The following is a 25,032-nucleotide window of genomic DNA, read 5'->3' as shown; positions in this document are numbered from 1 at the left end:
GGGACGTCCCGAGATGTCCCGCCACGTGGTGATCATGTCCCGCCATTTGCCGGAGATTGGAAGTCAGATTGCCGGGGTCCGCCCGGCGACTGAACCGAAAGGAAGGCAGGCATGACGACTCGAAGCGCGGGGTCCGTGCTCGACGGCCGGTCACGCGATGCGGGAACACGGGCGCTCCGCCGACTCGCGGCGTAGGCGCGACCGACATGCGCGACACGGTCCAGATCCACGTCACGGCAGACCTTCCCATCCGGGTCCGCGCCCTCGCCTACGCGAACCGAGCGGAAATTCGGTTCGGCAAGGCGTTCCCGGTGGTCCTGCTCGTGGATTCGGACGCCATTGCGGTGCTGAGCAGAGAACTCGAAGAGGTACGAGCCGTCCTGAACTCGACAACGGCACAAGTCGACAGTGGCGACGACACGCCAGAAGTTACTGACTGAGAACGACATCTAGGGGCTAACGAAATGGCTATCACCAAGGGTTTCAGGTTCGAAATCGCGTTTGACCAGGCGTTCCCTCAGGGGCTCGTCATGGTGGGAGAAGTTACGGCGGACACGGAGTACCAGTCTCGCGAAGACCGGACGGCAGGCCGCCCGACCCGGCAGCGGGTGGACGAGGTGACCGGCAAGCGGCAGTGGAAGGCGACGGTGACCGACCCGGACGAGACGAAGGCGAAGCGGGCTTCATTCGAGATCACGCTGCTGGCTGACGTCCAGCCGGTCCCCTCGACCTCGGAAGCGCTGCCCGGCATGCGCCCGATCGAGCTGGAGGGGCTGACGGCGGAGCCGAAGGTGGCGGGCCAGGGCGAGTTCAAGTACCAGTCGTACACGTTCCGGGCGACCGGCTTCAAGGCAGCCGGGAGTGGTTCGGGCTCGAAGTCCGCGCGCTCCGCCACGGCTGGCGAAGCTGCGACCAAGGCAGCGTGAGCGGGATGAACGCGTCCGGGCCGGTTCGCGATGCTGCGGCGTTCAGTGAGCTGGTCCGGGCGTGGGAATCGGCGTACCGCGATTACATGGCGGCGTGGGAGCACGGCTCGCGGGTCTTCTCGACCACGTCGTCGCTCAACACGTCGAACGCGGCGCGGCGGGTGTCGCGGGCGTGGCATGAGCTGGCGCGGACGCGGGGTCTGCCGTGGTGGTGTGTCGCGGCTCTGGAGTCGGCAGCCGAGGGGTTCGCCGAGCTGGCACGGGATTGGGCAAGTAAGGCAGATGGTGATGGTGCTTCGAGTCGACGGGTTCGGCGTGACGTGGAGGGTCGAGTCCCGGGATTCGGTGACAGTCGAGGAGACCGGACCGCACCCGGCCAGTCCCCCAATGCTGGTCGTGACCGGGGCGACGTCGGTGGTTTCGCTGACGGTCCCGGAGGACCTGGAGCAGTGGCCGGCCTGCGTGGCATTCCTTCGCCAACTCCGCGACGGGGTGGACGACTTGGCGGCGCTGCTGACGGCTCGCGCGGCGGCACCGGTCGGGCCTGATGGAGTCGGTGACGGTGGTCCAGGCGCGGGACGAGGCTGTGACGCTGGCTGACGCCCGGGAGGCGGTGTTCGTGCTGCGTCCCGAGGTCGACGCGAAGACCTCGGAGTGGGTGGCGTTTCACCGGGCGAACGCGGCGATGTACGAGCGGGTCGCGGAGACCGATCAGCGTCACCACTGGGAGGCGTTGTACTGGGTTGGTTACGAAATGCGTCAGGTCGAGAAGCTGACGAGAAAGCCGGAATGGCGATCGAGTTTCGGAGAGGAGAAGTGACTGACGAGATAGACCCGGCAGTCGTCATCGACCTGGTCAAGCGCTATTCCGACGGTGAGACGATCGAGTCTCTGGCGGCAGAGCTTCCGCTCAGCTATCGAAAGGTGCGCACCACCCTGATCGACGCCGGAGTTGCGCTGCGGCCGCCGAAGATCCGCCTGCCGGCAACTCCGCCGGGTCTGGTCAACGCGTACGAGCACGGACAGACGATCCGGCAAGTCGCTGCCACGTATGGCATGAGCTACAACCAAACCCGCAACATCCTGCTCGCCGAGGGGGTCCAGCTCCGCTCACGAGGACAGTACCGGCAAGTCTGAGAAGAACTGAATATCAAGCATTCCGCACGTGGGGACGTGTGGCGGATAAACGCGTCCCCACGTGCCCGCAAGTGTCCCTTTTAGAACGCAGAACCGGCCCTTGGCTACCAACCTGTTCCGGTTCTGCGTCTGTCCACTGGAGAAGTGAACAATGCGAACGATAAATGATGACAACCAACGCCAGTCAACCGGGGTCACCCGGATGCGCTGCGCGGAATGCAAGAAGTTCGCCCGCCTGCTGCCCGGGGAGACCAAGTGCGCCCCGTGCCTGGGGATGCTCCCGCTGGAGATCCGCACGGCCGATGTGCGGGGTGGTCACTGATGGACGCGCACAGCGTGATGACGCTGATGGCGGTCGGCGGCGGCCTGGCCGTGCTGCTGTGGGTGTTGGCGAAGATCGGGCGTGCCCTGGCCGGCCTGGCAGAGATGCTGGCCGCGCTCGCGGTCTTCGGGATGGTGCTCTGGGGCCTGGCGCGCGCGGTCGGCTGGATTGTCCGGCAACTCGTGACGCACTGGCGGACCTGCCTCACCCTCGTCGCGGCGTGGGGCTGGTGCCGGTGGCTGGGCGGGCTCTCGCTCCTGGTCACCCTCGTCGTGCTCGGCCTAGTGCAGCTCGTCTGGTGGCGGCTGGACGCGGTGAGCTATGACCAGTGGTGCGGCCGGTGGCTGCGTTCGTGGTGGCTGCGGTGGGCGCTCTACGGCCGGAAGCTGGCCGGCTGGCTGACCGCGTGTAACCTGGTGGTTCGGGACGCCTCGGTGCCGGTCGACGTCACGGTGTCCCTGGTCGGCCGTCGACGGGGCCGGAACACGGTTGCCCGCAGTCAGGACCGCTCGGTCGCGGTGCCTGCGCTGCTGTCGGTCCGGTCCGGGGCCTCGTGGGATGAGGTCCGGGTACGGCTGGTACCGGGCCAGAAGCCGGAGGACTTCGACGACGGTGCCCGCGCGCTGGCAGTCGCGCGGAAGGTCACCCGCTGCCAAATCCGGGAACTCGAGCCCGACGTCGTGTCGATCGACTTCATGCGCCGAGACCTCCTCGCCTCGCCGGTCGCGTGCCTGCCGGTGCCGGACCTCGTCGCCGTGGACGGTACCGGGGTCGACCTGCGGGCGGTGTTCGCCGGGTCGACCGAATACGGCAAGCCCTGGCGGCTCCCCCTCGTCGGTACCGGCGCGCACACCCTGGTCGCCGGGGCCACCGGATCGGGCAAGAACTCGGTGATGTGGTGCCCGCTGGTCGCGGCGGCCTCGGCGATCCGGGCCGGTCTGGTCCGGGTGTCCGGGATCGATCCGAAAGCGATGGAGCTGTCCTACGGACGCGGGATCTTCGCCCGCTACGGCCAGAGCGGACAGGAAGCGGTCCAGGTCCTTGACGCGCTCTTGGACGAGCTGGACAGGCGCAAGCGCGAGTTCGCCGGGCACACCCGGCAGGTCCCGATCTCCACCGACTACCCGGTGGAGCTGCTGGAGTTCGACGAGATCGGCGCGCTGACCAAGTACACCGACCGCAAGACCCGCGACGCCATCGTGGAGAAGGTGGCGATCCTGACCACCCAAGGCCGGGCGCTCGGGTTCACGGTCCGGGGCTACGTGCAGGAGCCGACGAAGGACACGGTGCCGGTGCGGGAGCTGCTGCCCCGGCGCATCGCGATGCGGCTGACCTCGAAGACGCAGGTCCCGATGGTCCTCGGCGACGGCGCATACGAGCGCGGGGCGTGGGCCAACCGAATCCCGGAATCGGCGGCCGGGGTCGGCTACGTCTGGGGCGAAGGCATCCGCGAACCGCTGCGCGTGCGGGCCGGGTGGGTGCCCGATCACACGATCAAGCAACTGGAGCACTACGTCACCAACGGCGGCGCCCAGGTGATCAGCCTGGCCGATCGACGCACGGGCGAAGGGAGGTCGGCATGACCACCACCAGCGAAAACCCGCAGGCCCCGGCGGTGCCGGCCACCCCGGTCGAGCGAATCCGCGGTGCCCTTTCGGCCGACGTCGTCAAGGCCACGGCGGAGAAGCACGGCGTGTGTACCCGGCCGTTCACGATGGAGGTCGGCGACACCGAAACCGGCGAAGTCCGCTACGTCCCCGTCCCATGCGGCTCGACCGTCGAATCGGTCTGCCTGCCGTGTGCCCGGAAGGCGAAGGCGCTGCGACAGGCCCAATGCCGGGAAGGCTGGCACCTGACCGAAGAGCCGGTGATCACCCGCGAGAAGCCCTCGGAGACACAAACCGAGCTGCTGACCTACCGGGCCGACCTGGCCGCGCACTACCGGGACGTGGCGGCAGCCGGGGATGAGGTCGAGGCGGAAGAGCTGCGGGCAGAGGTCGCGGGCGTCGATGCGGAGCTGCGGGCCTCGGGGATGACCGGGCGCCTGCCAGCCCTGGACGTGCCGGAACGCAAGGCGGTGAAGCGGTCGACGAAGCGGCGACAGGACGCGCCGAACCTGCCTCGACGGAAGGTGAGCAAGACGACGGTGGGGCGTGAGTTCTCAGGGAAGTTCCGGCCGTCGATGTTCGTCACGCTGACCTGCGACACCTACGGCCGCGTCCGGCCCGATGGGTCCCCGGCCGATCCGGCGTCGTATGACTACCGGCGGGCCGCTCGGGATGCGGTGCACTTCGCGGCGCTGGTGGATCGGTGGTGGCAGAACCTGCGCCGCGTCGTCGGCTGGGACGTGCAGTACTTCGCCACGGTCGAACCGCAGAAGCGGGCCGCTCCGCACCTGCACGCGGCGTTGCGAGGGGCGATCTCGCACGACACCATCCGCCTGGTCACCGAGGCCACCTATCACCAGGTCTGGTGGCCTGCGCATGACGAGATGGTATACACGGACCGGAAACCATTGTGGGACCCCGATTCGCGTTCCTTTGTGGACCCGGAAACACGGGAACCGCTGACGGCCTGGGATGACGCGGTGGATGCTGTGGAGGCACCCGCGCATGTCGTGACCTTCGGCGCGCAGGTGCACTCGAAGGGCCTGCTCGGCGGGACGGAAGAGGCCGGCCGTCACATCGGCTATCTGACCAAGTACCTGACGAAGTCCACGGGTGAGGTCGTGGAGGCCGACACCACTGGGCAGCAGGACCACCACGACATGCTGCACACCCACCTGGCCGTGACGCCGTGCTCGCCGCGCTGCGCGGTCTGGCTGTTGTACGGGATTAACCCGAAGGGAGCCAACGGGAAGACCACCCCGGGGCACTGCAAGGGACGCGCTCACCGGAGGTCCACGCTCGGGCTTCCGGGGCGGCGGGTTCTGGTTTCGCGCAAGTGGTCCGGCAAGACGGTCGCCGACCACAAGGCCGACCGCCGGGGCTTCGTGCTCTCGGCGTTGGCGGCGGTCGGGATCAGCAAGCCGGAACCGGCCCCGGATCGGTTCGTGTGGCGCAAGGTCGAGCCCGGCGACACCCACTGCCCGCCACGGGACCAGCTGGTCATGCGAGCCATCTCGGAGCGGATCACGTGGAAGGCCGAGTACGACTTAGCGCTACTCGCCGCCGGACCACCGGGCGAAGTTACTTCGGCAACTCCATCTCTGGCGGCCTGAGGGGGCAGATATGAGTGCACGAATCAAGGTGGTGAGCATCGAGGGCCTGTGGACGCCTGAGGACTTGGCCACCTTCCTCGGGATACCCGAGAAGACCCTGCGGGACTGGCGTTTCAAGAGCTACGGCCCCACGTGGCTTCGGATGGGCAAGCACGTCCGGTACTCCCCCGACACGGTTCGAGCCTGGATCGACCAGCTCGGCCATGACGGTGCCGCATAACAGATCCCGGATTCACCCCATGCCCGAAAACTCGGACATGGGGTGAATCCGCATCAAACCCAGCCAAGATAGGAGAAACGATGAAAGGCCACGTACAAGACCGGTGGTGGCGGCAGAAGAAGGACGAGCACGACAAGCCGGTCTTCAATGCCAAGGGTCACCCCGTCCGCGAGAAGACCGAACTGTTCGGCAAGGGCGACCGGTACAAGGTCCGGTACTACGACCCCGAGGGCAACGAGCGGAGCAAGTCCTTTCCGGACAAGCAACTCACGAAGGCCAAGACCTTCCTGACCAAGATGCAACACGACGTGCTCGCCGGTGAGTACATCTCGGCCGAGTCCGGCGAAGAGAAGTTCCGCGACTACACGGCCCAGTGGCGTAAGGGCCAGTCGGCGGACGCAGGAACCCGGCAAACCGTGAGCAACCACCTCAAGACCGGGATCTTCCCGTTCCTCGGGGATAAGCCGCTCAAGGTGGCTGCGAAGACCGACACCATTCGGGACTGGCTCGACTGGTTGGAACGGCCGAAGAGCGAAGGCGGGCGCGGCCTGATGGCGTCCACCCGCGCGGTGCTCTTCGACACCGTGTCCGCCATCCTTCAGGCGGCCTACGACGACAAGAAGATCCGGGCGAACCCGTGCCGGGCGAAGAGCGTCAAGCGGCCCAAGCCCGTCCAGCGGAAGGTCATCCCGTGGCCGGACAGCCGGGTCCGCGCGGTGCGGCTCGCTCTGCCCGCCGAGTACACCGTCACAGTGCCGCTCGGGGCCGGGCTCGGGCTCCGCCAGATGGAGATCTTCGGGTTCAGCCCGGACGACGTCGACCGGGACGAGATGATCGTCAACGTTCAGCGTCAGATCCGGTGGATCGGCACTCAGCCCGTGTTCTCGCCGCCCAAGGGTGGCAAGACGCGCGTAGTGCCGCTCGGGCAAGGCGTGCTCGACGACATCGACGACTACATGGCCACCTTCGAGCCTGTCACGCTGACGCTCCCCTGGCTCGAACCCGGTGGCCGGCCGGAGACCGCGCGCGTGCTGATCGGCCGGGTGACCAAGCGGAGCGTCTACGCCAAACAGCCGATCGGCAACGTGATCAAGGGCTCCAACTTCACCAAGGACATCTGGCGGCCGGCCTTCAAGGGTGCTGGCCTGGAGTACGTCGACCGCCGGGACGGGATGCACGGCATGCGCCACTTCTTCGCGTCCACGATGCTCGCCAACGGCGTGTCGATCAAGGAAGTCGCGGAGTACCTCGGCCACCACGACCCCGGCTACACGCTCCGGATCTACACCCACCTCGTCCCGTCGAGCCACAAGCGTGCCCGCGCGGCGACCAACCGCGTGTTCAAGCCCCGCCGGCCGCCCCAGACGGCCCAGGATTCCGAGACGGCCTGACGACGGCCTGGTGGGACCAAACGCAACAAAACAGCAGGTCAGAGGCGTATCGGTTTCTTGTTCATGAACTCCTCGATGCCCAGTGGCCCCAATTCGCGCCCGATGCCGGATCGCTTGATGCCGCCGAACGGCAGGTCCGCTTCCGAGCCGCCCGATTTGTTGAGGTAGACCATCCCCGCCTCGATGGCGCGGGCCACCCGCACCGCGCGGGCGCGGTCCGTGCCGAACACGCTCGCGCCCAGGCCGAACGGGGTGTCGTTCGCCAGGGCTATGGCTTCCTCCTCCGTGTCCGCGCGGAACACCAGGACCACCGGGCCGAAGATTTCCTCGTGGTACGCCGCCATTTCCGGCGTGACGTCGGTGAGCACCGTGGCCTCCAGGTACGCGCCCGGGCCGGGGACGCGCCGGCCGCCCGCCCGGAGGGTTGCGCCTTCGCGGATCGCCGTCTCGACCTGGGCCGCCACTTCGTCCGCTGCCGCGATCGACGCCAGTGGTGGGAGCGTCGTCGCCGGGTCGGCCGGGTCGCCCGGCACGTAGTACTCCGTCACCCGCTTGGCCAGCCGGTCGACGAACTCGTCGTACAGCTCGCCCAAAACGATCATCCGCTTCGGTGCGTTGCACGACTGGCCGCAGTTGCGCATCCGGGCCGTCGCCGTGACCTTGACCGTCTCGTCCAGGTCGTCGGTGTCCAGGACGATCAGCGGGTCGGATCCGCCGAGCTCGAGGACGCACTTCTTCAGGTTCCGCCCGGCCTCCGCCGCCACCGAGATGCCCGCCTGCTCGCTGCCCGTGAGCGACACCCCGACCAGGCGCGGGTCGGCGAGCATCCACGGCACCTGACGGCTCGAGGCGAACACGTTCACGTAGGCGTCCGAAGGCACGCCGGCGTCGCGCAGCACCTGTTCGATCGCCGCCGCCGAACGCGGGCAGATCGACGCGTGCTTGAGCAGGATCGTGTTGCCCAGCACCAGGTTCGGCGCGACGAACCGGGCGACCTGGTAGCACGGGAAGTTCCACGGCATGACGCCGAGCAGCGCCCCGATCGGCTCCTTCGTCAGCACGGCCTCGCCGCCGCGGATCGGGAGGGGCTCGTCGGCCAGCAGCTCCGGGCCGCGTTCGCCGTAGTACCGGAAGATGTCGACGACGACGCCGACCTCGCCGCGGCCCTCGTTGATCCGCTTCCCCATTTCCAGCGTCATGATCGCGGCCAGCTCGTCGGCGCGGTCGGCGAACAGCTCCGCCGCGCGCAGGACGACGGCCGCCCGCTCGGCGACGGGCCGGGCCCGCCAGGCCGCGAACTCGCCGTGGACGCGGTCGATCGCGGCGCGGACCTCCTCGTCGGTCGCGTTGGGGATCTCTTCCACCAGGTCCCCGGTCGCGGGGTTGGTGACTGAGTACATGGCGGCCTCCTCAGCCCGGCGGTAGCCTACTGCATACTGTATACACCATGAGATCAGTGATCGACACCCGCGCGGCGGTACCCGTCCCGCCGTGATCGACTATCGTTCCCCCATGACGCTGGAGATCACCGGCGGATCTTCTTTCTCCGACCTGGCAACGGAAAACTGGGCCCGTCACTACGCCGGTGGCGAGGTCACCTTCGGCTGCCCCGCGCGCACGTCCGAGCGCGCGCCACGGGTCTGGGGCGGGCGCGGGCTCGGCCTGCCGGAGCCCGATCTGCCGGCGTTCGCCGGGCAGCTCAAGCGCGTCATGAAGCACGAGGTGTACTGGCTCGCGCGAGCCGACTGCGCCGATCGCCGCGCGGGCGACGCCGCGCGCTGGTCGCCCGGGCGCTTCGACGACGAAGACGGCTTCGTCTACTTCACGGGACCGTGCACCCACGGCGACCCGTGGCCCGGCTACCGGCCGACGCGCGAGTTCACGATCGCGCTCCCCCACGTCCGCGGGTTGCGGATCCGGGTGGCCGCGTACCTGGCCGCGCGGTGAACGTCGCCCGGGCGGGCGCCGTCGCCGCCGTCGTGAGCGGGCTCCCCTCGACCGCCCACGCCCTGGTCACCGGCAGCGACGTCCTCGCCGCGACCCGCGCGGCGGGCACCCTGCTGCCCGGCCGGCGCGACCGGCCCGGCGTAGCCGCCGGACTGGTCGCGCACGCCCTCGTCTCGGCCGCCTGGACCGGTGTCCTAGCGGCCACCGGCTGCCGGGGCGTCCTGAAGGGCGCGGTGGCCGGGCTCGCGATCGCGGCGCTGGACCTCGGCATCGCGAGCCGGGCCTACCCGGCGGTGCGGGCGTTGCCCCGCACGCCCCAGGTGCTCGACCACCTGGTCTTCGGCGCCGTCACCGGCGCCCTGCTCGACCGTCCACACCGGACGGATCAGGGCACGACCTGGACGACGTCACCCGGGTGCAGCGCGTTGTAGAACGTCACCGCGGCCGCGTGCGAGAGGTGCACGCACCCGTGGGACTTGACCTTCAGGCTGCCCTGGTGGAACGCGACCCCGGTGGTCGTGAAGAACACCGAGTACGGCATCGGCCCGTTGTACTGCTTGCTGTAGTGGTCGATGTCCTTGTACTGCACGTGGAACGTCCCGAGCGGGGTCGGGTACTTCGGCAGCCCGACGGTGACCGGAACGCCCCCGTAGGTGACGTTCCCGGCGCCGTCCGTCAGCCACGCGGTGTTCGAACTGCGCTGGACGCAGGCCTTTGCCTCGGCGCTGCACGGCGTGGCCGCCGCTTCGGCCGTTCCCGCGAACGCCACGGTCCCCGACAGCGCGGCGACCCCGCCCAGTAGTGCGATCATCCTCCGGAACATCGTGTGCCTCCCGTCGTCGTTCGGCTACACGGTGTAGGGTGCCCCGTTTTCCGATCTTCGAACCGCCGAAGATCAGTTCTGGGGCTGCGACAGCCGGAGGAACTCGTTCTGCTCGCGGTCGTAGCGCTGGGTCAGCCCGTTGCCGTAGCGGTCCCACCAGTTCGCCGTGTGCCCGCCCTGGCGCGTGGTCGTGTCGCCGTAGATCTGGCGGTCGTACTCGATGCGGGCGTCGTGGAACTCCTGCTGGAACTGCTCGGGCGTCAGGCCCTGCGCGTGCTGGACCGCCGCGTCGCTGATCGTGCCGGAGCTGCGGACGATGTCGTCGCCCGCCATGTGGTTGAGGATCGCGCGGACCCCGCCGGCGCCGCGCATGTGGGCGCCGGACATGATCGCGGCCTGCGTGCCGGGGTCGGTGAAGTTGAGCGCACCGGCCGTGCGCGCGTTCGCCGTCATCAGGTCGGAGACGACGGCGCGTTCCTCGGCGCTGCCCTGCCCGTACTGCTCGCGGGCGGCGATGATCCGGTCGTAGCCGTTGTGCATGTTCTGCCGGAAGCCGTAGGCCTCGGGCACGCCGCCCTGCTCCCCCGTCGCGCCTTCGGACCGCATGATCGAGTCGACGACGCGCGGGTCGAGCTGCGGCGGCGCCGCCGCGGCCGCCGCCCCGCCGCCTTGGGTAGTCGCGTTCTGCCCGCCGCCGTAGGCCTGGGCGACGTCGGAATCGGCCGCGTTGTAGCCGTTCGCGGCCGTCTGGACGTTCTGGTTCACGTTCGTGATGAGACTGAGGAACTTCTGGAGCGCGCTGCCCAGCGTCGAGTGCAACGCCGAGTTCGCGGCGGCGACCCCGCTGCCGATCCCGGCGAACGACAACGCGTCGAGCACCAGGCCTTCCAGGTCGCGGGTCGTGGACACGAAGGACGATCCGACCTCCTCGACCGCCTTGACGACCGTCCCCATCTCCGTGGTTTCGGCGTGGTAGGCCCCGGCACTCATGTCTGCTCCCTCCGGACACCGGCTGTGCGCGTCGAGAATTCCCCACCGCGCCCCGCCGCCCCACGGCCGAATTACCCACTGGCGGTTTCCCACCTGTCGTTCATTTTGAGTTCACCTCGACGCAGCTGGACCGCGGTTCGGTCCACGCCCTCGTCGAACAGGCCGTCCGCGAGTCGCTGACCGGGGCGCCACTTCGGCGCTAAGGTCGGAAGGGCCGAGCGGCGGCGAGGAGGCGACGATGAGCAAACCCGAGGACCCGGACATCGTGGACGGCGAGATCGTCGACGAGACCCCCACGGCCGCGATCGCGATCCCCTCGCCGCCCCTGCCCGACCCGGACTACAGCGAGGGCGGCGTACCCAGCTTCGACTTCGTCCGGGACAAGATCGAAAACCGCTACCACACGTCGGTCGGGTCGGTCGAGGTGGCCGGTCTCGGGACCGACCACACGGCGGAGACCCTGGACAAGAAGATCGCCGACCGCGACCAGGCGGCCAAGGACCGGCTGGCCGAGATCCGCCGGTCGATGCGCGGCGAATAGCACCCGGCGCAGGGCCCGCGCCGGGTCGTGTCGTGGACGGGCCGTCAGCCCGGCAGCCAGCGCATTTCCACCGGCTGGTACGCGGCGATCGCCGAGAGCCGGTTCGGGAACACCGGGACCCGGTCGACGAGCCCGGTGAGCCGGACCACCCGGGCCGCCACCGTCCCGGGCGTGGCGATCAGGCACCCGGCTATCCCGCGCTCCCGGCAGCTTTCCAGCGCCTCGAGCAGGCCACGGGCCCCGCGCGCCGACAAGAACTCCAGTGACGTCAGGTCGAGCACCAGCAGGTGCGGCTCCGGAAGCTCGCAGATCGCGGCTTCGATGAGCGTTGTCCACCGAAGCACGGTGGCTATGTCCAGTTCGCCGCGGATTTCGACGACCAGCACCCCGCTGGTCCGTTCCGTGACGGCCTGTTCCTGGTCGCGCATCGCGCGCCTCCCCGGGGCCGGATCGGGGCGGCCCCGACGCCATCGTCCCACCCCCGCCGGAACCCGGCCGCGCAGGCGGCGAAGAGGAAGCGAACGGACCAACGGCCGCCGCCGTCCGGCTCAGTGTCCACTGTGGAGGCTCAGCCTCGCCAGCCACTCCTGCAACAACGTCGCCTCCGCCGCCGTCAGCATGCCCGGCGGCGTCTCGCGCAGCCGCGCGGCGAGGGTCGTGGCCGTCACCTCGACACCACCCGGCCCGGCCGGCTCGTCGGCGAGGACTCCGGCCAGCACGCTCTCCCGGACCCGCGTCGAAAACCCGCGGTCGGAGTACAGCTCGGGACGCGTGATCATCGACAGCGCGACGCCGGCGTTGGCCGCCATCACCATCTGCGCGGCGAGCGGCGGCGGCAGCTTGAGCCGCCCGGCGGCCGCGCAGCGCTCGAGGACCGCGAGCAGCAGGCTGTGCGCCTCGGCCGCGGCGCCCGGCGGCGTCGACAGGCCCGAGTACATCAGGCGGTAGTGGTTGGGGTTGTCGAGCGCGAACGCGACGTGGTTGTCCCAGCCGTCGCGCAGGTCGCGCACCGGGTCGTCGGACGGCTTCGCGGCCCGCTTGCCGGCGAGGTACTTCTCGAACCCGCGGTCGACGACGGCGGCGAGCAGCCCCTCCTTGTCGCCGAACTGCCGGTAGAGCGCGGGCGCGCCGACACCGGCCGCCTCACAGACCGCCCGCGTGGAGAAGTCGGCTTCGGCGGAGCGGGACAGCAGGTCGGCCGCCGCCTCCAGGATCCGCGTTCTCAAGTCCACGGCACCGACGCTAGCAGGCGTTATCGTTGATATCAATCTGAGGGTAGCGTCGATGCCAACCTCGTGTTAGCGTCGCTTACGTCAATCCGACAACATCGATACCCGAAGGACGTCCCATGCCGTTCGCCAACTTCAAGGTCCCTGCCGGCACCCTCACCCCGGAGCAGAAGGAGCAGCTCGTGACCCGCACCACCGACCTGTACGCCGAGATCTACGGCGACCGTGCCCGCGCGAACACGATGGTGCTCGTCGAGGAGGTCGCCGACGGCGGCTGGGGCATCGGCGGCGACGTGCTCACCCTCGCGAAGCTCCAGGCCGGGTGACGTCAGGCTTCCGTAATCCCCGCGTGGAATCATCGGCTGAGCACCGAAGTTGTACAGGTGGCAGCACCACACGAGGAGAAGGAGTGACGCCGTGACCACGTCAACCGAAAGGGCCGTCCTGGCCGGCGGCTGCTTCTGGGGCATGCAGGAGCTGTTCCGCCGTCAGCCCGGGGTGATCTCGACCCGGGTCGGTTACAGCGGCGGCGACGTCCCGAACGCCACCTACCGCAACCACGGCACGCACGCCGAGGCCATCGAGGTGGTCTACGACCCCGCGAAGACGACGTTCCGGGACCTGCTCGAGTTCTTCTTCCAGGTGCACGACCCGACGACGAAGAACCGTCAGGGCAACGACATCGGCATGAGCTACCGCTCCGCGATCTTCTTCGAGAACGACGACCAGAAGAAGGTCGCCGAGGACACGATCGCCGACGTCGACGCGTCCGGGTTGTGGCCCGGCAAGGTCGTCACCGAAGTCAGCCCGGTGGGCGACTTCTGGGAAGCCGAGCCGGAGCACCAGGACTACCTGCAGCGCATTCCGAACGGGTACACCTGCCACTTCGTGCGCCCGGGCTGGAAGCTCCCGAAGCGCGAGAAGACCGCCTGACACAGCCGTACCACCAAAGGCCCCTTCGCCGATTCCCGGCGAAGGGGCCTTCGTCGGTTCGGACGCGGGAAAGATCACCCGAACAGCGGTGATCCCCGTTCGGTCCTGAGTGGACGATCAGCAAGAGAAATCCCAATAGGGTCGAATGTCCTTTTTGGGAGTTATTGCTTCCGGTAGATAAGACCGTACGTTAGTCGCTTGTTCACGAAGCTCCGGCACCGGATTCTGATTTCCGTTCCACCGCTTCACCTCGCGTCCCCTTGATCCGGCCCGGCCTCGAACCCGGGTCTGGTCCACCCTGCCCGGAGGAGATTCCTCGATGGATCTGAGACGTCCTGTCGTCTTGGCAGCAACCGGCGTGCTCGTCGGTGCGCTGTGCATCACCGGCACCGCACAGGCACAACCCACCCCGAACGCCACCCCGAACGCCGCGCCGAGCGCGGTGGCCCAGGCCGCCACCGCGGCCGCCGGCCTGGTGGCGAGCAGGCCGGCCGCGCTGCACGCCAGCGCGGACGACGTTTTCCTGGCCCAGAAAGCGATTTCCGCCACCAACGGGCTGCAGTACATCCCGTACGAGCGCAGCTACAAGGGCCTGCCGGTGGTCGGTGGCGACTTCGTCGTCGCGACCAACTCGACGGGCCAGGTGCTCGGCACCTCGGTCGCGCAGGACCAGACCATCAACCTCGCCACCACCGGCGCCAAGGTGACGAAGGCCGCGGCCGAAGCCACCGCGCGCAAGCAGCTGTCCGCCGTGGACAGCGTCAGCCCGGCCGAGCAGGTCGTCTTCGCCCTCGGCTCGCCGACGCTGGCGTGGAAGAGCACCGTCGTCGGCCGCGACGCCGAAGGCCCGAGCCGCCTCGACGTCATCGTCGACGCCGCCACCGGGAAGGTGCTCCACACGCAGGAGCACGTCCTGCACGGTGACGGCACCTCCGCCTGGAACGGCCCGAACCCGGTGCACCTCGACACCACGCACTCGGGCTCGACGTACTCGCTGAAGGACCCGACGATCACCAACACGTCCTGCCAGGACGCGGCGAACAACACCACCTTCAGCAAGACGACCGACAGCTGGGGCAACGGCAACGCGACCAGCCGCGAGACCGGCTGCGTCGACGCGCTGTTCGCCGCCCAGACCGAGAACAAGATGCTCTCGCAGTGGCTGGGCCGCAACAGCTTCGACGGCAACGGCGGCGGCTGGCCGATCCGCGTCGGCCTGGCCGACGAGAACGCCTACTACGACGGCACCCAGGTCCAGATCGGGCACAACTCGCAGAACCAGTGGATCGGCTCGATCGACGTCGTCGCGCACGAGCACGGCCACGGCATCGACGACCACACCCCGGGCGGCATCTCCGGCAACGGCACCCAGGAGTTCGTCGCGGACGTCTTCGGCGCTTCGACCGAGTGGTTCGCGAACGAGCCGGCGCCGTACGACGTGCCGGACTTCCTCGTCGGCGAGCAGATCAACCTCGTCGGCTCGGGCCCGATCCGCAACATGTACAACCCGTCGGCGCTGGGTGACAAGAACTGCTACGACAGCTCGATCCCGAGCACCGAGGTGCACGCCGCGGCCGGGCCGGGCAACCACTGGTTCTACCTGCTGGCCGAAGGCACCAACCCGACCAACGGGCAGCCGACCAGCTCCACCTGCAACAGCTCGTCGATCACCGGCCTCGGTGTCCAGAACGCGGTGAAGATCTTCTACAACGCGATGCTGCTCAAGACCAGCGGCGCCTCGTACCTGAAGTACCGCACCTGGACGCTGACCGCGGCGAAGAACCTGTTCCCGGGCAGCTGCACCGAGTTCAACACCGTCAAGGCGGCGTGGGACGCGATCTCCGTCCCGGCGCAGTCGGGTGACCCGACGTGCTCGGCGACCGGCACGGTCACCGTGTCCAACCCGGGCAACCAGTCGACCGTGACCGGCGCTTCGGTGAACCTGCCGCTGTCGGCTTCCGGCGGCACCGCGCCGTACACCTGGTCGGCCACCGGCCTCCCGGCCGGCCTGTCCATCAACGCCTCCACCGGCACGATCTCGGGCACCGCGACCACCGCGGGCACCTCGAACGTCACGGTGACGGCGAAGGACGCGGCCAACAAGACCGGCACGGCGTCGTTCACGTGGACCGTCGGCACCACCGGCGGCTGCTCCGGCCAGAAGATCGTCAACGGCGGCTTCGAATCGGGCGCGGCGAACTGGACCGGCGACACCGGCACCATCGGCCAGTGGGCTTCGTCGGGTGAGGCCGCGCACGGCGGCACCTACTCCGCCTACCTCGACGGCTACGGCTCGACCCACACCGAGGCCGTCGCCCAGTCGGTGAGCATCCCGGCGGGCTGCCACGCCAGCCTGACGTTCTACCTGCACATCGACACCGCGGAAACGACCACCACCACCGCCTACGACAAGCTGACCGTCACCAACGGCAGCGCGACGCTGGGCAGCTACTCCAACCTGAACAAGGCGTCCGGGTACGCGCTCAAGACGATCGACGTCTCGTCGGCCGCCGGCGGCACCCTCGCGCTGAAGTTCAGCGGCACCGAAGACAGCTCGCTGCAGACCTCGTTCGTCATCGACGACGTGGCCGTCACCCTGAGCTGAAGCTGAACCGCTGAAGCGGGGAGGCCGGGCGACCGGTCTCCCCGCTTCTTCGCGTCCGGGGGCACAATCGGGCCCATGGACACCGAAGAGCTGCGCGCGACCCAGGCCCCGCTGAAGGACAAGTACCGGGAGCAGCCGGAAAGCGCGCTCGTGACGCTGCACGCCGACGCCGAACTCGACGGCCTCGGCATCTCCTGCAAGGTCGAGACGGGCCGCGCGGTCGTGGAAGCCGGCCTGCACCCGGCGACCGGCGGCGACGGTACTCTCGCCTGCTCCGGCGACATGCTGCTCGAAGCGCTCGTCGCGTGCGCCGGGGTGACGCTGCGGGCGGTCGCGACGTCGCTGGAGCTCGAAGTCCGCGGCGGGCGCGTCCGCGCCGAGGGCGACCTGGACTTCCGCGGCACCCTGGCCGTCGCGAAAGACGCCCCGGTGGGCTTCCGCGCGATCCGGCTGTCGTTCGAGCTGGACACCGACGCGTCCGAAGACCAGCTCGCCACGCTGAAGAAGCTGACCGAGCGCTACTGCGTCGTGTTCCAGTCGCTGCGGACCCCGCCGGAGTTCGCGGTGACGCTCTCGGTGGCTCAGGGATAAACCCGGAGGACAAAGCGGACAGCGTGGCCTAGCTTGGCGGGTGTCAGCGAGAGGGGAATCGCCATGCCCGAACCGGACATCGCCGTCCAGGTGCGCGGACTCGTCAAGACCTACGGGTCGACGCGCGCGCTCGACGGCGTCGACCTCGACATCCCGGCCGGGCGGGTGCTCGGCCTGCTCGGCCCGAACGGCGCCGGCAAGACCACGACCGTCCGCATCCTGACCACGCTGCTGCGGCCCGACTCGGGCACGGCGCACGTGGCCGGGTACGACGTGCTCGCCGAGCCCGACCAGGTCCGGCAGCGGATCGGGCTCTCCGGCCAGTACGCGGCCGTCGACGAAAACCTCACCGGTTTCGAAAACCTCTACATGGTCGGGCGGCTCTACGGCCGGAAGAAGGCCGCGGCCCGGGCGCGCGCCCGCGAGCTGCTCGCGCGGTTCGCGCTCGAGGAGGCCGCCGACCGGCCCGCGAAGGGGTACTCGGGCGGCATGCGCCGGCGGCTCGACCTGGCCGGCGCGCTGGTCGCCGAGCCGGTCGTCGTCGTCCTCGACGAGCCGACCACCGGCCTCGACCCGGGCGGGCGGCTCGACACCTGGGGCGTCATCAAGGAACTGGTCGCCGACGGCACGACGGTGCTGCTGACCACCCAGTACCTCGAAGAGGCCGACCAGCTCGCCGACTCGATCGTCGTCATCGACCACGGCAAGGTGATCGCGCGCGGCACGGCCGACGAGCTCAAGGCGCAGATCGGCGGCGAACGGCTGGAGCTGGTCGTCGCCTCCGCCGCGGACCTGCCGGCCACCCTGGCGGTGCTGCGCGAAGTCGGCGCGGGCGAGCCGGCCGGCGACGACCACACCCGGCGCGCCGAGATCCTCGTCGACACCGGGCCGAAAGCGCTCATCGAGGCGTTGCGGCGGCTGGACGCTCAGGGCATCGCCGTCCAGGACGTCGCCCTGCACCGGCCCACGCTCGACGACGTCTTCCTGTCCCTGACCGGCCACGGCGCCGAGGCCGAAGAGGTGGCGAAGTGAACGCGCTCGCGAAGGGCATCTCCGACGGCGGCGTCATCACCTGGCGCAACCTGATGAACGTCCGCCGCAACCCGGACTGGCTGATGGCCGCGACGCTGCAGCCGATCATGTTCGTGCTGCTGTTCGCCTACGTCTTCGGCAACGCCATCGGCGGCGAGGCGGGCGGCGCGGCCTACCGCGAGTTCCTCATCGCCGGGATCTTCGCCCAGACGGTGGCGTTCAACTCGGCGTTCACCGTCATCGGGTTCGCCAACGACCTGCAGAAGGGCATCATCGACCGGTTCCGCTCCCTGCCGATGTCCCGGCTCGCGGTGGTCCTCGGCCGCACGACGTCCGACCTGGTCGTCAGCGTGGTGGCGCTGGTCGTGATGTCGGCCTGCGGCCTGATCGTCGGCTGGCGGATCCGCGGCAGCTTCTGGGACGCGCTGCTCGGCTACCTGGTGATGCTGATGTTCGCGTGGGCCCTGTCGTGGGTGGGCGCGCTGATCGGCCTGGCGGCGCGCAGCGTCGAGGTGGCGCAGAGCCTCGGGCTGATCTGGATGTTCCCGCTGAGCTTCATCTCGTCGGCGTTCGTCCCGACGCAGACCCTGCCGGGCTTCCTCAAGGCGATCGCGGACTGGAACCCGTTCACGGCGGTGATCAACGCGACCCGCGACCTGTTCGGCAACCGGTTCGGGGCACCGCCGTCGGGCTGGCCGGCGGAGCACGCGGCCCTGTACGCGCTCCTGTGCTGCGTCGCGATCATCGCGGTGTTCGCCCCGCTGGCCACGGCCCGCTACCGCCGGGTGGCGAGCAAGTAGTCCGAAGTGGACCGAGCGGGTCAGTCCTCTTCGGACAGCTCGACGATGGGGATGACCCGCTTGGCCTGCCGGGCCTTCGCCGCGTGGTCGGCCAGGAAGGGGTACTGCTTCTCCAGCTCCGTCCACGTCCGCACGTAGTCCGCGCCCAGCAGCGGCAGGGCCTCCGCCTCGAACTCGCGGCCGTCCACCTCCACCGTCACCCGCGGGTCGTCGGCGAGGTTGAGGTACCAGTCCGGGTGCCGCGGCGCGCCGATGTTGGACGCCACCACCAGCAGGCGATCCCCGTCGCGGTGGAACATCATCGGGACCGTGCGCGGCTCGCCCGAGTGCCGGCCCGTCGTGGTGAGCAGCACCAGGCGGTCCCGGTGCATGCCCTCGACCTCACCGCCCGCCCGGAACTGCTCGATCACCCGGCGGTTCGTCTCCCGCACGTCCACGGTCACTGGTCGTAGTACCGGGTCGGCGGGGGCTCCTGGTTCGACCACTGCCGGGTCGGCGGCGGGGGTTTCTGCTGGCTGCGGCGCCGGTGCAGGGTGCGGGCGCTCGCCGCCATGCTGTTGACCACCGTGGCGATCACCAGGCCGATCACGAGGTTGATGATCGCCGTCGCGATCTTCGCGCTCGGGGCGACCGTCAACGTCAGCGGCAGCACCACCGCGATCAACGTCACCAGCACCATGATCCAGCCGAAGAACTGGGCCGGCGCCGGCGTGGCGACGCTGAGCAGGTGCATCAGCCCGGTGGCGAGCAGGGCCACCGCGGCGGCGACCAGTGCGTACGTCGTGGTGCTCGCGTTCCCCCAGACGCCCTCGCCTTTTGGGGCCAGCACTTCGACCTCGAAGATGCCCCGGGCGATGAGCAGCCCGACCACGGCGAGCAGGGCCGCGACCACCGCCGTCGCCACGCCGCCCGCCCACAGCCGGCCCGCATCGATCCCCGGGCGGACGTCCTGGGGCTGGTTCCCGTAGTAGTCGGCCATCAGAGCCTTCCTAGGTCGGCTGCGCCTCTCGTCCCCGATTGTCCCCTCTTTCGGCCTCGTTCGCGATTTGCGCTGGAGCGCGCTCCAGCTCGTAGCGTCGGGGCATGACCACCGCACAGCACAAGATCGGTTCGGGTTTCGGCGCCACCACCACGGCGGCCGAAGCCGTCGCGGGCATCGACCTCACCGGCCGGCTCGCCGTCGTCACCGGCGGATACTCCGGGATCGGCCTCGAGACCACCCGCGCGCTCACCGGCGCCGGCGCGCACGTCGTCGTCCCGGCCCGCCGCCGCGAGACGGCCGAAGCGGCCCTCGAAGGCGTTGAAAACGTCGAGGTCGACGAGCTGGACCTGAGCGACCTCGAAAGCGTCCGCGCCTTCGCCGAGCGCTTCCTCGCCTCCGGGCGGCGCATCGACCTCCTCATCGCCAACGCCGGCGTCATGGCGTGCCCGGAGACCCGTGTCGGCCCGGGCTGGGAAGCCCAGTTCGCCACCAACCACCTCGGCCACTTCGCGCTGGTCAACCGCCTGTGGCCGGCCGTCGCCGACGGCGCGCGCGTCGTGTCCGTGTCGTCGCGCGGCCACCACAACTCGCCGATCCGCTGGGACGACGTCCAGTTCGAGCACGGCTACGACAAGTGGGTGGCCTACGGGCAGGCGAAGACGGCCAACGTGCTCTTCGCCGTCCGGCTCGACGAGCTGGGCGCCTCCCGCGGCGTCCACGCCTTCGCGCTGCACCCGGGCGGCATCATGACGCCGCTGCAGCGACACCTGTCGCGCGCCGAAATGGTCGAGCGCGGCTGGATGGACGAGGCCGGGACGATGCTCATGGAGTTCAAGACGCCGGAGCAGGGCGCGGCGACGACCGTCTGGGCCGCGACGTCCCCGCAGCTCGCCGGGCTGGGCGGGCTGTACCTCGAAGACTGCGACGTCGCCGAGCTGTCCCCCGAGGACGCCGAGGGCCTGGCCGCCTCGGGCGTCCGCCGGTACGCCGTGGACCGCGAGCAGGCCGCGCGCCTGTGGACGCTCTCGGCCGAGCTGACCGGAGTGGACGCCTCAGTATGATCTTCTGAGGTTTGCCGTTCACTGGATCGGGGTACATCGCGGCCGTGGCTGACGAAGCCGGCAGAACGGGGAGCGCGCCGATGAGCGACGCGGACGAGGTCACGTGTGCGCGCTTCGCTCTCGGCGAGTTCGCCGTCGAGCCGCGTCCCGTCGCCGGCGAGCGCCCGCCCGGCCTGCTGGCCGAGCGCTACGAGGTCGGCCGGCTGGTGGGCAGCGGCGGCACGGCCCGCGTCTACCGGGCGTACGACCTGCGGCTGAACCGCGAGGTCGCGGTCAAGATCTACGACCGCGACGCGGTGGCGCTCGACCAGCGCCGCCGGCTGCGCGAGATGAGCATCCAGGGCAGCATCACCCACCCGGGCGTCGTGGCGCTGCTCGACAGCGGCACCGAGCACGGCCGGACGTACCTGGTGATGCAGCTCGTCGAGGGCGAGAACCTGGCGGAGCGGCTGCTCACCGGGCCGCTGCCGCCGGGCGAGGTGATCGAGCTGGCGGGCGGGCTCGCGGAGGCGCTGGCCCACGTCCACGCGCGCCGGATAGTCCACCGCGACCTCAAGCCGGCCAACGTGTTCCTGTCCGCGACCGGCCCCCTGATCGGCGACTTCGGCATCGCCCACGCCCTGGACACAACGCACATCACGGGCACTGGCGTGGTCCCGGGCACGGCGGCGTACCTGGCACCGGAGCAGGTCAGCGGCGAGCCGGCGGGCCCGTCGGCGGACGTCTACGCGCTGGGTTTGATCCTCCTGGAGTGCGTGACGGGCCACCGCGAGTACCCGGGCACCATGGTCGAGGCGGCCATGGCCCGCCTGACGAGAGCACCCCGCATCCCGGACGGCCTCCCACCGTCGTTGGCGCACACGCTGCGCCGGATGACACGCCGTGAGCCGGCCGACCGTCCGACGGCCCTGGAGGTGCGCCAGCTCCTGCACACCCCGGTCCCGACCCTGCCGTGGGCCGCCGGCCCCTTCGCCCCCACCGGCGACTCCAGTCCCACCGACACCGCGGCGCACGCTCCCCACCGAGCCGGTCCGCGCCGCCGGATTCTCGCCGCGGCCGGCCTGTCCAGCTCCGGCGATCCCGCCCACCGCCGCCGGTTCACCGCGGCCGCCGGACTGACCGCCGCGGCCGTTGCCGCCGTTTCCGCGATGCTGCTCGCCGCGCAGGAACCGGGGACCAGCACTCCGGCCCAGCCGCCCGCGCCGAACTCCCCCGTGGCGACCGTCACCCCCTCCTCGTCCGCGCCGGACAGCACCGCGTCCCAGCCCGCCGCCAACGAGACCGCCGCCGACGAGACCGCCGACCTCGAGCCCGCCGCCGTGACCCACCAAAGCCGGCCCGCCCCGCAACCGCCGGCGAAGCCCGCCAACCCCAACCGGACCCGGAACCACGGCAAGGGGAAGGGTCCCGGCCACGACTCGTGAGGGCCCTCCGGCCGGCGGATCCGGGCCCAACGGCCCTAGTGCCGGAAACCGATTCGGAATAGACCATAAGCCGTTCGGAATGGATTTCCCGAATTCGGACTCGAAGCAATAACGAGCGGTAACCGAACTGTACCCGGCGCCGACACAACTCACGTGCCGGGAATCCCCGGTTCGACGACTTCCCGGAGGTCTTGATGAGTGTCCACGCTGCCCTCGCGCGGCCGGTTTTCGGAACACCCCGCGGGCGGCACGCCAAGCCGCGCCCGGTGTGGCCGCGCGTCGCCGTCAGGACGCTCTTCCTCCTGTGCGCGTTGATCTCCACCTTCGCCGTGGTCGGCGCCGGCTGGCCGCCGGTGCTGCTCGTCGTGCCCGCCGCCGCGCTCCTCCTGCTCGTCGCGGGCGCCCTCGAACTGCGGACCGCGGCCCGGAAGATCGACACGATCTTCGCCGAAGAACTGTCACGGGAAATGCCTGCCGAAAACGGCGTCGGCGTCGAGATCTCTTGACTCGCAGATCGTTTTCACGCGCCACAAAACTGCTCTCCGGCAAAGGGATGACACCTCTGGTGACCTCGCCCGGCCCCGGCGTACAACGGGTCGGGCACAGCGCCGTGTGAGACGTCCGAGATTGGGGAGCAGTCATGGCCGACCCCGGTACCCCCGCTTCACCGGTCGCACTCGACCGGGTCCGCACCGAACTGGCCGCACAAGGCCACCCGTGGATCATGGGGGAGAACTCCATGACCATTCTCGAAGAAGACCAGCGGCGGCACCGCCTCGGCGTGCCGCTGCCGCCGGAGAACGACCGGCAGGAGCTCGAGTCGCAGGCGAAGTCCCTCGCCGCCGGCGAGGCCGCCCGCGCCACCGCCGTCGCCGGGGCCGGGGCCCCCGCGCAGTTCGACAGCCGCGCCGCGGGCGGCGCCAACTACGTCACGCCGGTGAAGGACCAGGGCGACTGCGGCTCGTGCGTCGCCTTCGGCACGGTGGCCACGATGGAGACGGTCGCCGCGTTCACCCGCGGCCAGCCGGGCCTGCAGCTCGACCTCTCCGAAGCCCACCTGTTCTACACCCACGGCCTGAACGACAACGCGAACTGCGACACCGGCTGGATGCCCGACCGGGCGCTCAAGGCGTGCCACGACGTCGGCATCACCTACGAGGACTACTTCCCGTACAGCCCCCGCAACCGCTCCGGTGCCAAGCTGAACGCCGACTGGCCGAACCGGCTCGCGACCTCGCCGTCCTACGGCGCGCTGACCGGCAACCCGGCGGCGATGAAGGAGCAGCTCGCCGCCCGCGGCGCCCTGATCGCGTGCTTCCTCGTCTACCAGGACTTCTTCTCCTACCGGTCCGGCGTGTACCGCCACGTCACCGGCGGTCTGGCCGGCGGGCACTGCGTGTCGCTCGTGGGCTACGACGACTCCCAGGGCTGCTGGATCGCGAAGAACAGCTGGAGCACCGGCTGGGGCGACAGCGGCTTCTTCCGGATCGCGTACGGCGAGTGCGGCATCGAGACCTGGCAGGTCGAGCAGATCGGCGCGGTGAACCTGCGCTCGTGGACCGGCTCGACGTCGGTGCTCGGCCTGTGGAGCAACGACCAGGACCGCAACACCTGGGCGTACCTGAAGGACCTCGGCTGGCTGCACCTCGCCTCGGACGACGAGGTCGTCGCCAAGGCGATGCTGACCGAGCTCGTCGTCGCCAAGCAGGGTGGCCGTCCGGTCAACGCGTTCAACAACAACGGCACGATCATCGAGACCTACGTCTTCTAGGAGCCGCGAGATGGCCGCATCGAAGAGCCCGTCCAGCTCGCCCGCGGCGGTGGCGCCCGCCGCCAGCCCGGACAACGCGCCCCAGCCGCTGACCCTCGACCAGCTCAATGCCACGACCACGACGACCGTGACCACCGAGGCCGCCGCCGAACCGGTGCTGAGCCCGCCGGGCGCACCGCAGGTCGCCGCCCAGGCCACGGCCGCCGCGGCCTGGCAGTCGAACAAGAAGGTGCTCGCGCTCTGGACGAACAACTCCGACCGCAACGGCTACGCCTACGTCGACGGCATCGGCTGGAAGCGGTTCGCGACGAACAGCGACAGCGTGCACGAAGCCCTGCTGGCCCTCGCTTCGTCGGGCCGGCTGGCGGGTTCCATCACCTACCCCGAGGCCACCGACGGCCTGATCCACGAGATCTACCTCTGGTGAAGGTGCTCACGCTCGAAGCCGACGGCGCGGCGGCCTCCGTCGCGCCCGGCGAGCGGCTGGAGCTGCGGTTGCCCGAGAACGCGAGCACCGGCTACCAGTGGGTGCTGGACGAGCCGGGGCCGCCGCTGCGGGTGGTCGAGGAGACCCTCCACCCGGCCGCGGGCCGGGCCGGCGGCACCGGCGAGCACCGGTTCGTCCTCCACGCGGACCGCCCCGGTGAAACGACGGTGGTGGCGCGGGAAGCCCGCGCGTGGGCACCGGACAGCGAGGTGCGCCGGTTCCGCTTGACCGTCCGGGTCGGCTAACCCGCGTCCTGCCACGGCTCGAAGCTGCGCAACAGCAGCTTGACCTGTGCCGGGTCCCGGATCTCGGCTTCGACGCCCCGGGGCATCGCGATGATCAGGTGGGTGTCGCGGGCGACGCAGCCCGCCGCCGTCGCGGCCAGCACCGCCGCGCCGCCGCCGTCCACCGCCGTGACCATCGTCAGGTCCACCACCACCCGGCGGACCCCGGCGGCGAACGCGACTTCGACCGCCCGGTGGTAGTCGGGGGCGAGGTCGCCGTCGAAGAGACCGTCGACGGACAGGATGATCTCGTCTTCCAGGAGAACGCTGCGAAGTGTCATCCTGACCTCCTGCCGACCGGGTGCACTGAAGTACC

The 25,032-nt window shown here is 69.9% G+C and carries 31 protein-coding genes; 23 read left to right on the top strand and 8 right to left on the bottom strand.

The features are described from left to right. The first annotated feature begins 206 nt into the window (after window positions 1-206). The 8 genes from ACYVLJ_RS23315 (at window position 207) to ACYVLJ_RS23280 (ending at window position 7,216) form a co-directional block, all read left to right on the top strand. Window positions 207-440 carry a hypothetical protein gene (locus tag ACYVLJ_RS23315; RefSeq protein ID WP_460440278.1) on the top strand — a complete coding sequence of 78 codons (234 nt, stop codon included), beginning with the start codon at window positions 207-209 and terminating at the stop codon, window positions 438-440. A gap of 24 nt (window positions 441-464) precedes the next feature. Further along, window positions 465-926, top strand: a complete 462-nt coding sequence (locus ACYVLJ_RS23310; protein WP_460440277.1) for a hypothetical protein — start codon at window positions 465-467, stop codon at window positions 924-926. Window positions 927-1,482: 556 nt separating this feature from the next. Then, window positions 1,483-1,746, top strand: a complete 264-nt coding sequence (locus tag ACYVLJ_RS23305; RefSeq protein WP_460440276.1) for an AMED_5909 family protein — start codon at window positions 1,483-1,485, stop codon at window positions 1,744-1,746. Continuing rightward, a complete protein-coding gene (locus ACYVLJ_RS23300; RefSeq protein ID WP_460440275.1) occupies window positions 1,743-2,063 on the top strand; it encodes a helix-turn-helix domain-containing protein in 321 nt (106 codons plus the stop codon). Before ACYVLJ_RS23305 ends, ACYVLJ_RS23300 begins: the two co-directional genes overlap by 4 nt. Window positions 2,064-2,384: 321 nt before the next feature. Continuing rightward, the gene (locus ACYVLJ_RS23295) at window positions 2,385-3,968 is read left to right on the top strand and encodes an FtsK/SpoIIIE domain-containing protein (protein WP_460440274.1); all 1,584 of its coding nucleotides are present in this window, start codon (window positions 2,385-2,387) and stop codon (window positions 3,966-3,968) included. Further along, the gene (locus ACYVLJ_RS23290) at window positions 3,965-5,605 is read left to right on the top strand and encodes a replication initiator (RefSeq protein WP_460440273.1); all 1,641 of its coding nucleotides are present in this window, start codon (window positions 3,965-3,967) and stop codon (window positions 5,603-5,605) included. Before ACYVLJ_RS23295 ends, ACYVLJ_RS23290 begins: the two co-directional genes overlap by 4 nt. A gap of 10 nt (window positions 5,606-5,615) precedes the next feature. Next, entirely contained in the window at window positions 5,616-5,825 is a 210-nt protein-coding gene (locus tag ACYVLJ_RS23285; RefSeq protein ID WP_354844607.1) for a helix-turn-helix domain-containing protein, read from the top strand. A gap of 80 nt (window positions 5,826-5,905) precedes the next feature. Further along, window positions 5,906-7,216 carry a tyrosine-type recombinase/integrase gene (locus ACYVLJ_RS23280; protein ID WP_460440272.1) on the top strand — a complete coding sequence of 437 codons (1,311 nt, stop codon included), beginning with the start codon at window positions 5,906-5,908 and terminating at the stop codon, window positions 7,214-7,216. A 38-nt stretch (window positions 7,217-7,254) separates the two neighbouring features. On the opposite strand, the gene ACYVLJ_RS23275 is transcribed toward ACYVLJ_RS23280, so the two are convergent. After that, complete coding sequence (locus ACYVLJ_RS23275) at window positions 7,255-8,616, bottom strand: NAD-dependent succinate-semialdehyde dehydrogenase (protein WP_460440271.1); 1,362 nt, start codon at window positions 8,614-8,616, stop codon at window positions 7,255-7,257. A gap of 112 nt (window positions 8,617-8,728) precedes the next feature. Between ACYVLJ_RS23275 and ACYVLJ_RS23270 the strand changes: the two genes are divergently transcribed. Continuing rightward, window positions 8,729-9,163 carry a hypothetical protein gene (locus tag ACYVLJ_RS23270; protein WP_451984921.1) on the top strand — a complete coding sequence of 145 codons (435 nt, stop codon included), beginning with the start codon at window positions 8,729-8,731 and terminating at the stop codon, window positions 9,161-9,163. Next, complete coding sequence (locus ACYVLJ_RS23265) at window positions 9,160-9,594, top strand: hypothetical protein (protein ID WP_460440270.1); 435 nt, start codon at window positions 9,160-9,162, stop codon at window positions 9,592-9,594. Before ACYVLJ_RS23270 ends, ACYVLJ_RS23265 begins: the two co-directional genes overlap by 4 nt. On the opposite strand, the gene ACYVLJ_RS23260 is transcribed toward ACYVLJ_RS23265, so the two are convergent. Beyond that, window positions 9,549-9,974: a L,D-transpeptidase gene (locus ACYVLJ_RS23260; protein ID WP_460440269.1), complete on the bottom strand. Its 426-nt coding sequence runs from the start codon at window positions 9,972-9,974 to the stop codon at window positions 9,549-9,551. The two genes, ACYVLJ_RS23265 and ACYVLJ_RS23260, sit on opposite strands and share 46 nt — an antisense overlap. A gap of 84 nt (window positions 9,975-10,058) precedes the next feature. Next, complete coding sequence (locus tag ACYVLJ_RS23255) at window positions 10,059-10,976, bottom strand: hypothetical protein (protein ID WP_460440268.1); 918 nt, start codon at window positions 10,974-10,976, stop codon at window positions 10,059-10,061. Window positions 10,977-11,214: 238 nt separating this feature from the next. On the opposite strand from ACYVLJ_RS23255, the gene ACYVLJ_RS23250 reads away from it, so the two are divergent. Next, on the top strand, window positions 11,215-11,517 hold the full coding sequence (locus ACYVLJ_RS23250; protein WP_451984929.1) for a hypothetical protein: 303 nt from the start codon (window positions 11,215-11,217) through the stop codon (window positions 11,515-11,517). 44 nt (window positions 11,518-11,561) lie between these two features. On the opposite strand, the gene ACYVLJ_RS23245 is transcribed toward ACYVLJ_RS23250, so the two are convergent. Both ACYVLJ_RS23245 and ACYVLJ_RS23240 read right to left on the bottom strand, forming a co-directional pair. Continuing rightward, entirely contained in the window at window positions 11,562-11,945 is a 384-nt protein-coding gene (locus ACYVLJ_RS23245; protein WP_451984931.1) for an STAS domain-containing protein, read from the bottom strand. A 120-nt stretch (window positions 11,946-12,065) separates the two neighbouring features. Then, window positions 12,066-12,749, bottom strand: a complete 684-nt coding sequence (locus ACYVLJ_RS23240) for a TetR/AcrR family transcriptional regulator (RefSeq protein WP_460440267.1) — start codon at window positions 12,747-12,749, stop codon at window positions 12,066-12,068. A gap of 116 nt (window positions 12,750-12,865) precedes the next feature. Here ACYVLJ_RS23240 and ACYVLJ_RS23235 point away from each other — a divergent pair, with 116 nt between their 5' ends. The 6 genes from ACYVLJ_RS23235 to ACYVLJ_RS23210 all read left to right on the top strand — a co-directional run bounded on the left by ACYVLJ_RS23235 (window position 12,866) and on the right by ACYVLJ_RS23210 (window position 18,707). Further along, window positions 12,866-13,072: a 4-oxalocrotonate tautomerase family protein gene (locus ACYVLJ_RS23235; RefSeq protein WP_284742587.1), complete on the top strand. Its 207-nt coding sequence runs from the start codon at window positions 12,866-12,868 to the stop codon at window positions 13,070-13,072. A 91-nt stretch (window positions 13,073-13,163) separates the two neighbouring features. Then, a complete protein-coding gene (gene msrA, locus ACYVLJ_RS23230) occupies window positions 13,164-13,679 on the top strand; it encodes a peptide-methionine (S)-S-oxide reductase MsrA (protein WP_451984935.1) in 516 nt (171 codons plus the stop codon). 319 nt (window positions 13,680-13,998) lie between these two features. Continuing rightward, window positions 13,999-16,284: a M4 family metallopeptidase gene (locus ACYVLJ_RS23225; RefSeq protein WP_460440266.1), complete on the top strand. Its 2,286-nt coding sequence runs from the start codon at window positions 13,999-14,001 to the stop codon at window positions 16,282-16,284. 75 nt (window positions 16,285-16,359) lie between these two features. Continuing rightward, window positions 16,360-16,875 carry an OsmC family protein gene (locus ACYVLJ_RS23220; RefSeq protein ID WP_460440265.1) on the top strand — a complete coding sequence of 172 codons (516 nt, stop codon included), beginning with the start codon at window positions 16,360-16,362 and terminating at the stop codon, window positions 16,873-16,875. A gap of 63 nt (window positions 16,876-16,938) precedes the next feature. After that, window positions 16,939-17,907: a DrrA family ABC transporter ATP-binding protein gene (locus ACYVLJ_RS23215; RefSeq protein ID WP_460440264.1), complete on the top strand. Its 969-nt coding sequence runs from the start codon at window positions 16,939-16,941 to the stop codon at window positions 17,905-17,907. Then, the gene (locus ACYVLJ_RS23210) at window positions 17,904-18,707 is read left to right on the top strand and encodes an ABC transporter permease (protein WP_451984943.1); all 804 of its coding nucleotides are present in this window, start codon (window positions 17,904-17,906) and stop codon (window positions 18,705-18,707) included. Before ACYVLJ_RS23215 ends, ACYVLJ_RS23210 begins: the two co-directional genes overlap by 4 nt. Before the next feature lie 20 nt (window positions 18,708-18,727). Here ACYVLJ_RS23210 and ACYVLJ_RS23205 read toward each other — a convergent pair whose 3' ends face one another. Together ACYVLJ_RS23205 and ACYVLJ_RS23200 are read right to left on the bottom strand one after the other, a co-directional pair. Further along, window positions 18,728-19,150 carry a nitroreductase/quinone reductase family protein gene (locus ACYVLJ_RS23205; RefSeq protein ID WP_451984945.1) on the bottom strand — a complete coding sequence of 141 codons (423 nt, stop codon included), beginning with the start codon at window positions 19,148-19,150 and terminating at the stop codon, window positions 18,728-18,730. Next, window positions 19,147-19,686, bottom strand: a complete 540-nt coding sequence (locus ACYVLJ_RS23200) for a DUF6069 family protein (RefSeq protein WP_460440263.1) — start codon at window positions 19,684-19,686, stop codon at window positions 19,147-19,149. The genes ACYVLJ_RS23205 and ACYVLJ_RS23200 overlap by 4 nt, the downstream gene beginning before the upstream one ends. 104 nt (window positions 19,687-19,790) lie before the next feature. On the opposite strand from ACYVLJ_RS23200, the gene ACYVLJ_RS23195 reads away from it, so the two are divergent. The 6 genes from ACYVLJ_RS23195 (at window position 19,791) to ACYVLJ_RS23170 (ending at window position 24,677) form a co-directional block, all read left to right on the top strand. Continuing rightward, complete coding sequence (locus tag ACYVLJ_RS23195) at window positions 19,791-20,750, top strand: SDR family NAD(P)-dependent oxidoreductase (RefSeq protein ID WP_451984949.1); 960 nt, start codon at window positions 19,791-19,793, stop codon at window positions 20,748-20,750. Between the two features lie 80 nt (window positions 20,751-20,830). Beyond that, a complete protein-coding gene (locus tag ACYVLJ_RS23190) occupies window positions 20,831-22,174 on the top strand; it encodes a serine/threonine-protein kinase (RefSeq protein WP_460440262.1) in 1,344 nt (447 codons plus the stop codon). 194 nt (window positions 22,175-22,368) lie between these two features. Beyond that, window positions 22,369-22,680 (top strand): hypothetical protein, encoded by a 312-nt coding sequence (locus tag ACYVLJ_RS23185; protein WP_460440261.1) that lies wholly within the window; start codon window positions 22,369-22,371, stop codon window positions 22,678-22,680. A 134-nt stretch (window positions 22,681-22,814) separates the two neighbouring features. Continuing rightward, window positions 22,815-23,945, top strand: a complete 1,131-nt coding sequence (locus tag ACYVLJ_RS23180; RefSeq protein ID WP_460440260.1) for a C1 family peptidase — start codon at window positions 22,815-22,817, stop codon at window positions 23,943-23,945. 10 nt (window positions 23,946-23,955) lie between these two features. Further along, complete coding sequence (locus ACYVLJ_RS23175) at window positions 23,956-24,372, top strand: hypothetical protein (RefSeq protein ID WP_451984957.1); 417 nt, start codon at window positions 23,956-23,958, stop codon at window positions 24,370-24,372. Continuing rightward, window positions 24,369-24,677 carry a protease inhibitor I42 family protein gene (locus ACYVLJ_RS23170; protein ID WP_451984959.1) on the top strand — a complete coding sequence of 103 codons (309 nt, stop codon included), beginning with the start codon at window positions 24,369-24,371 and terminating at the stop codon, window positions 24,675-24,677. Before ACYVLJ_RS23175 ends, ACYVLJ_RS23170 begins: the two co-directional genes overlap by 4 nt. On the opposite strand, the gene ACYVLJ_RS23165 is transcribed toward ACYVLJ_RS23170, so the two are convergent. After that, window positions 24,674-24,997, bottom strand: coding sequence for an STAS domain-containing protein (locus ACYVLJ_RS23165; protein ID WP_451984961.1), 324 nt, complete (start codon window positions 24,995-24,997; stop codon window positions 24,674-24,676). The genes ACYVLJ_RS23170 and ACYVLJ_RS23165 overlap by 4 nt on opposite strands. Window positions 24,998-25,032: the final 35 nt, after the last annotated feature.

The organism is Amycolatopsis stemonae (assembly GCF_054781455.1).
This window is presented reverse-complemented; position numbering and strand designations above follow the sequence as displayed.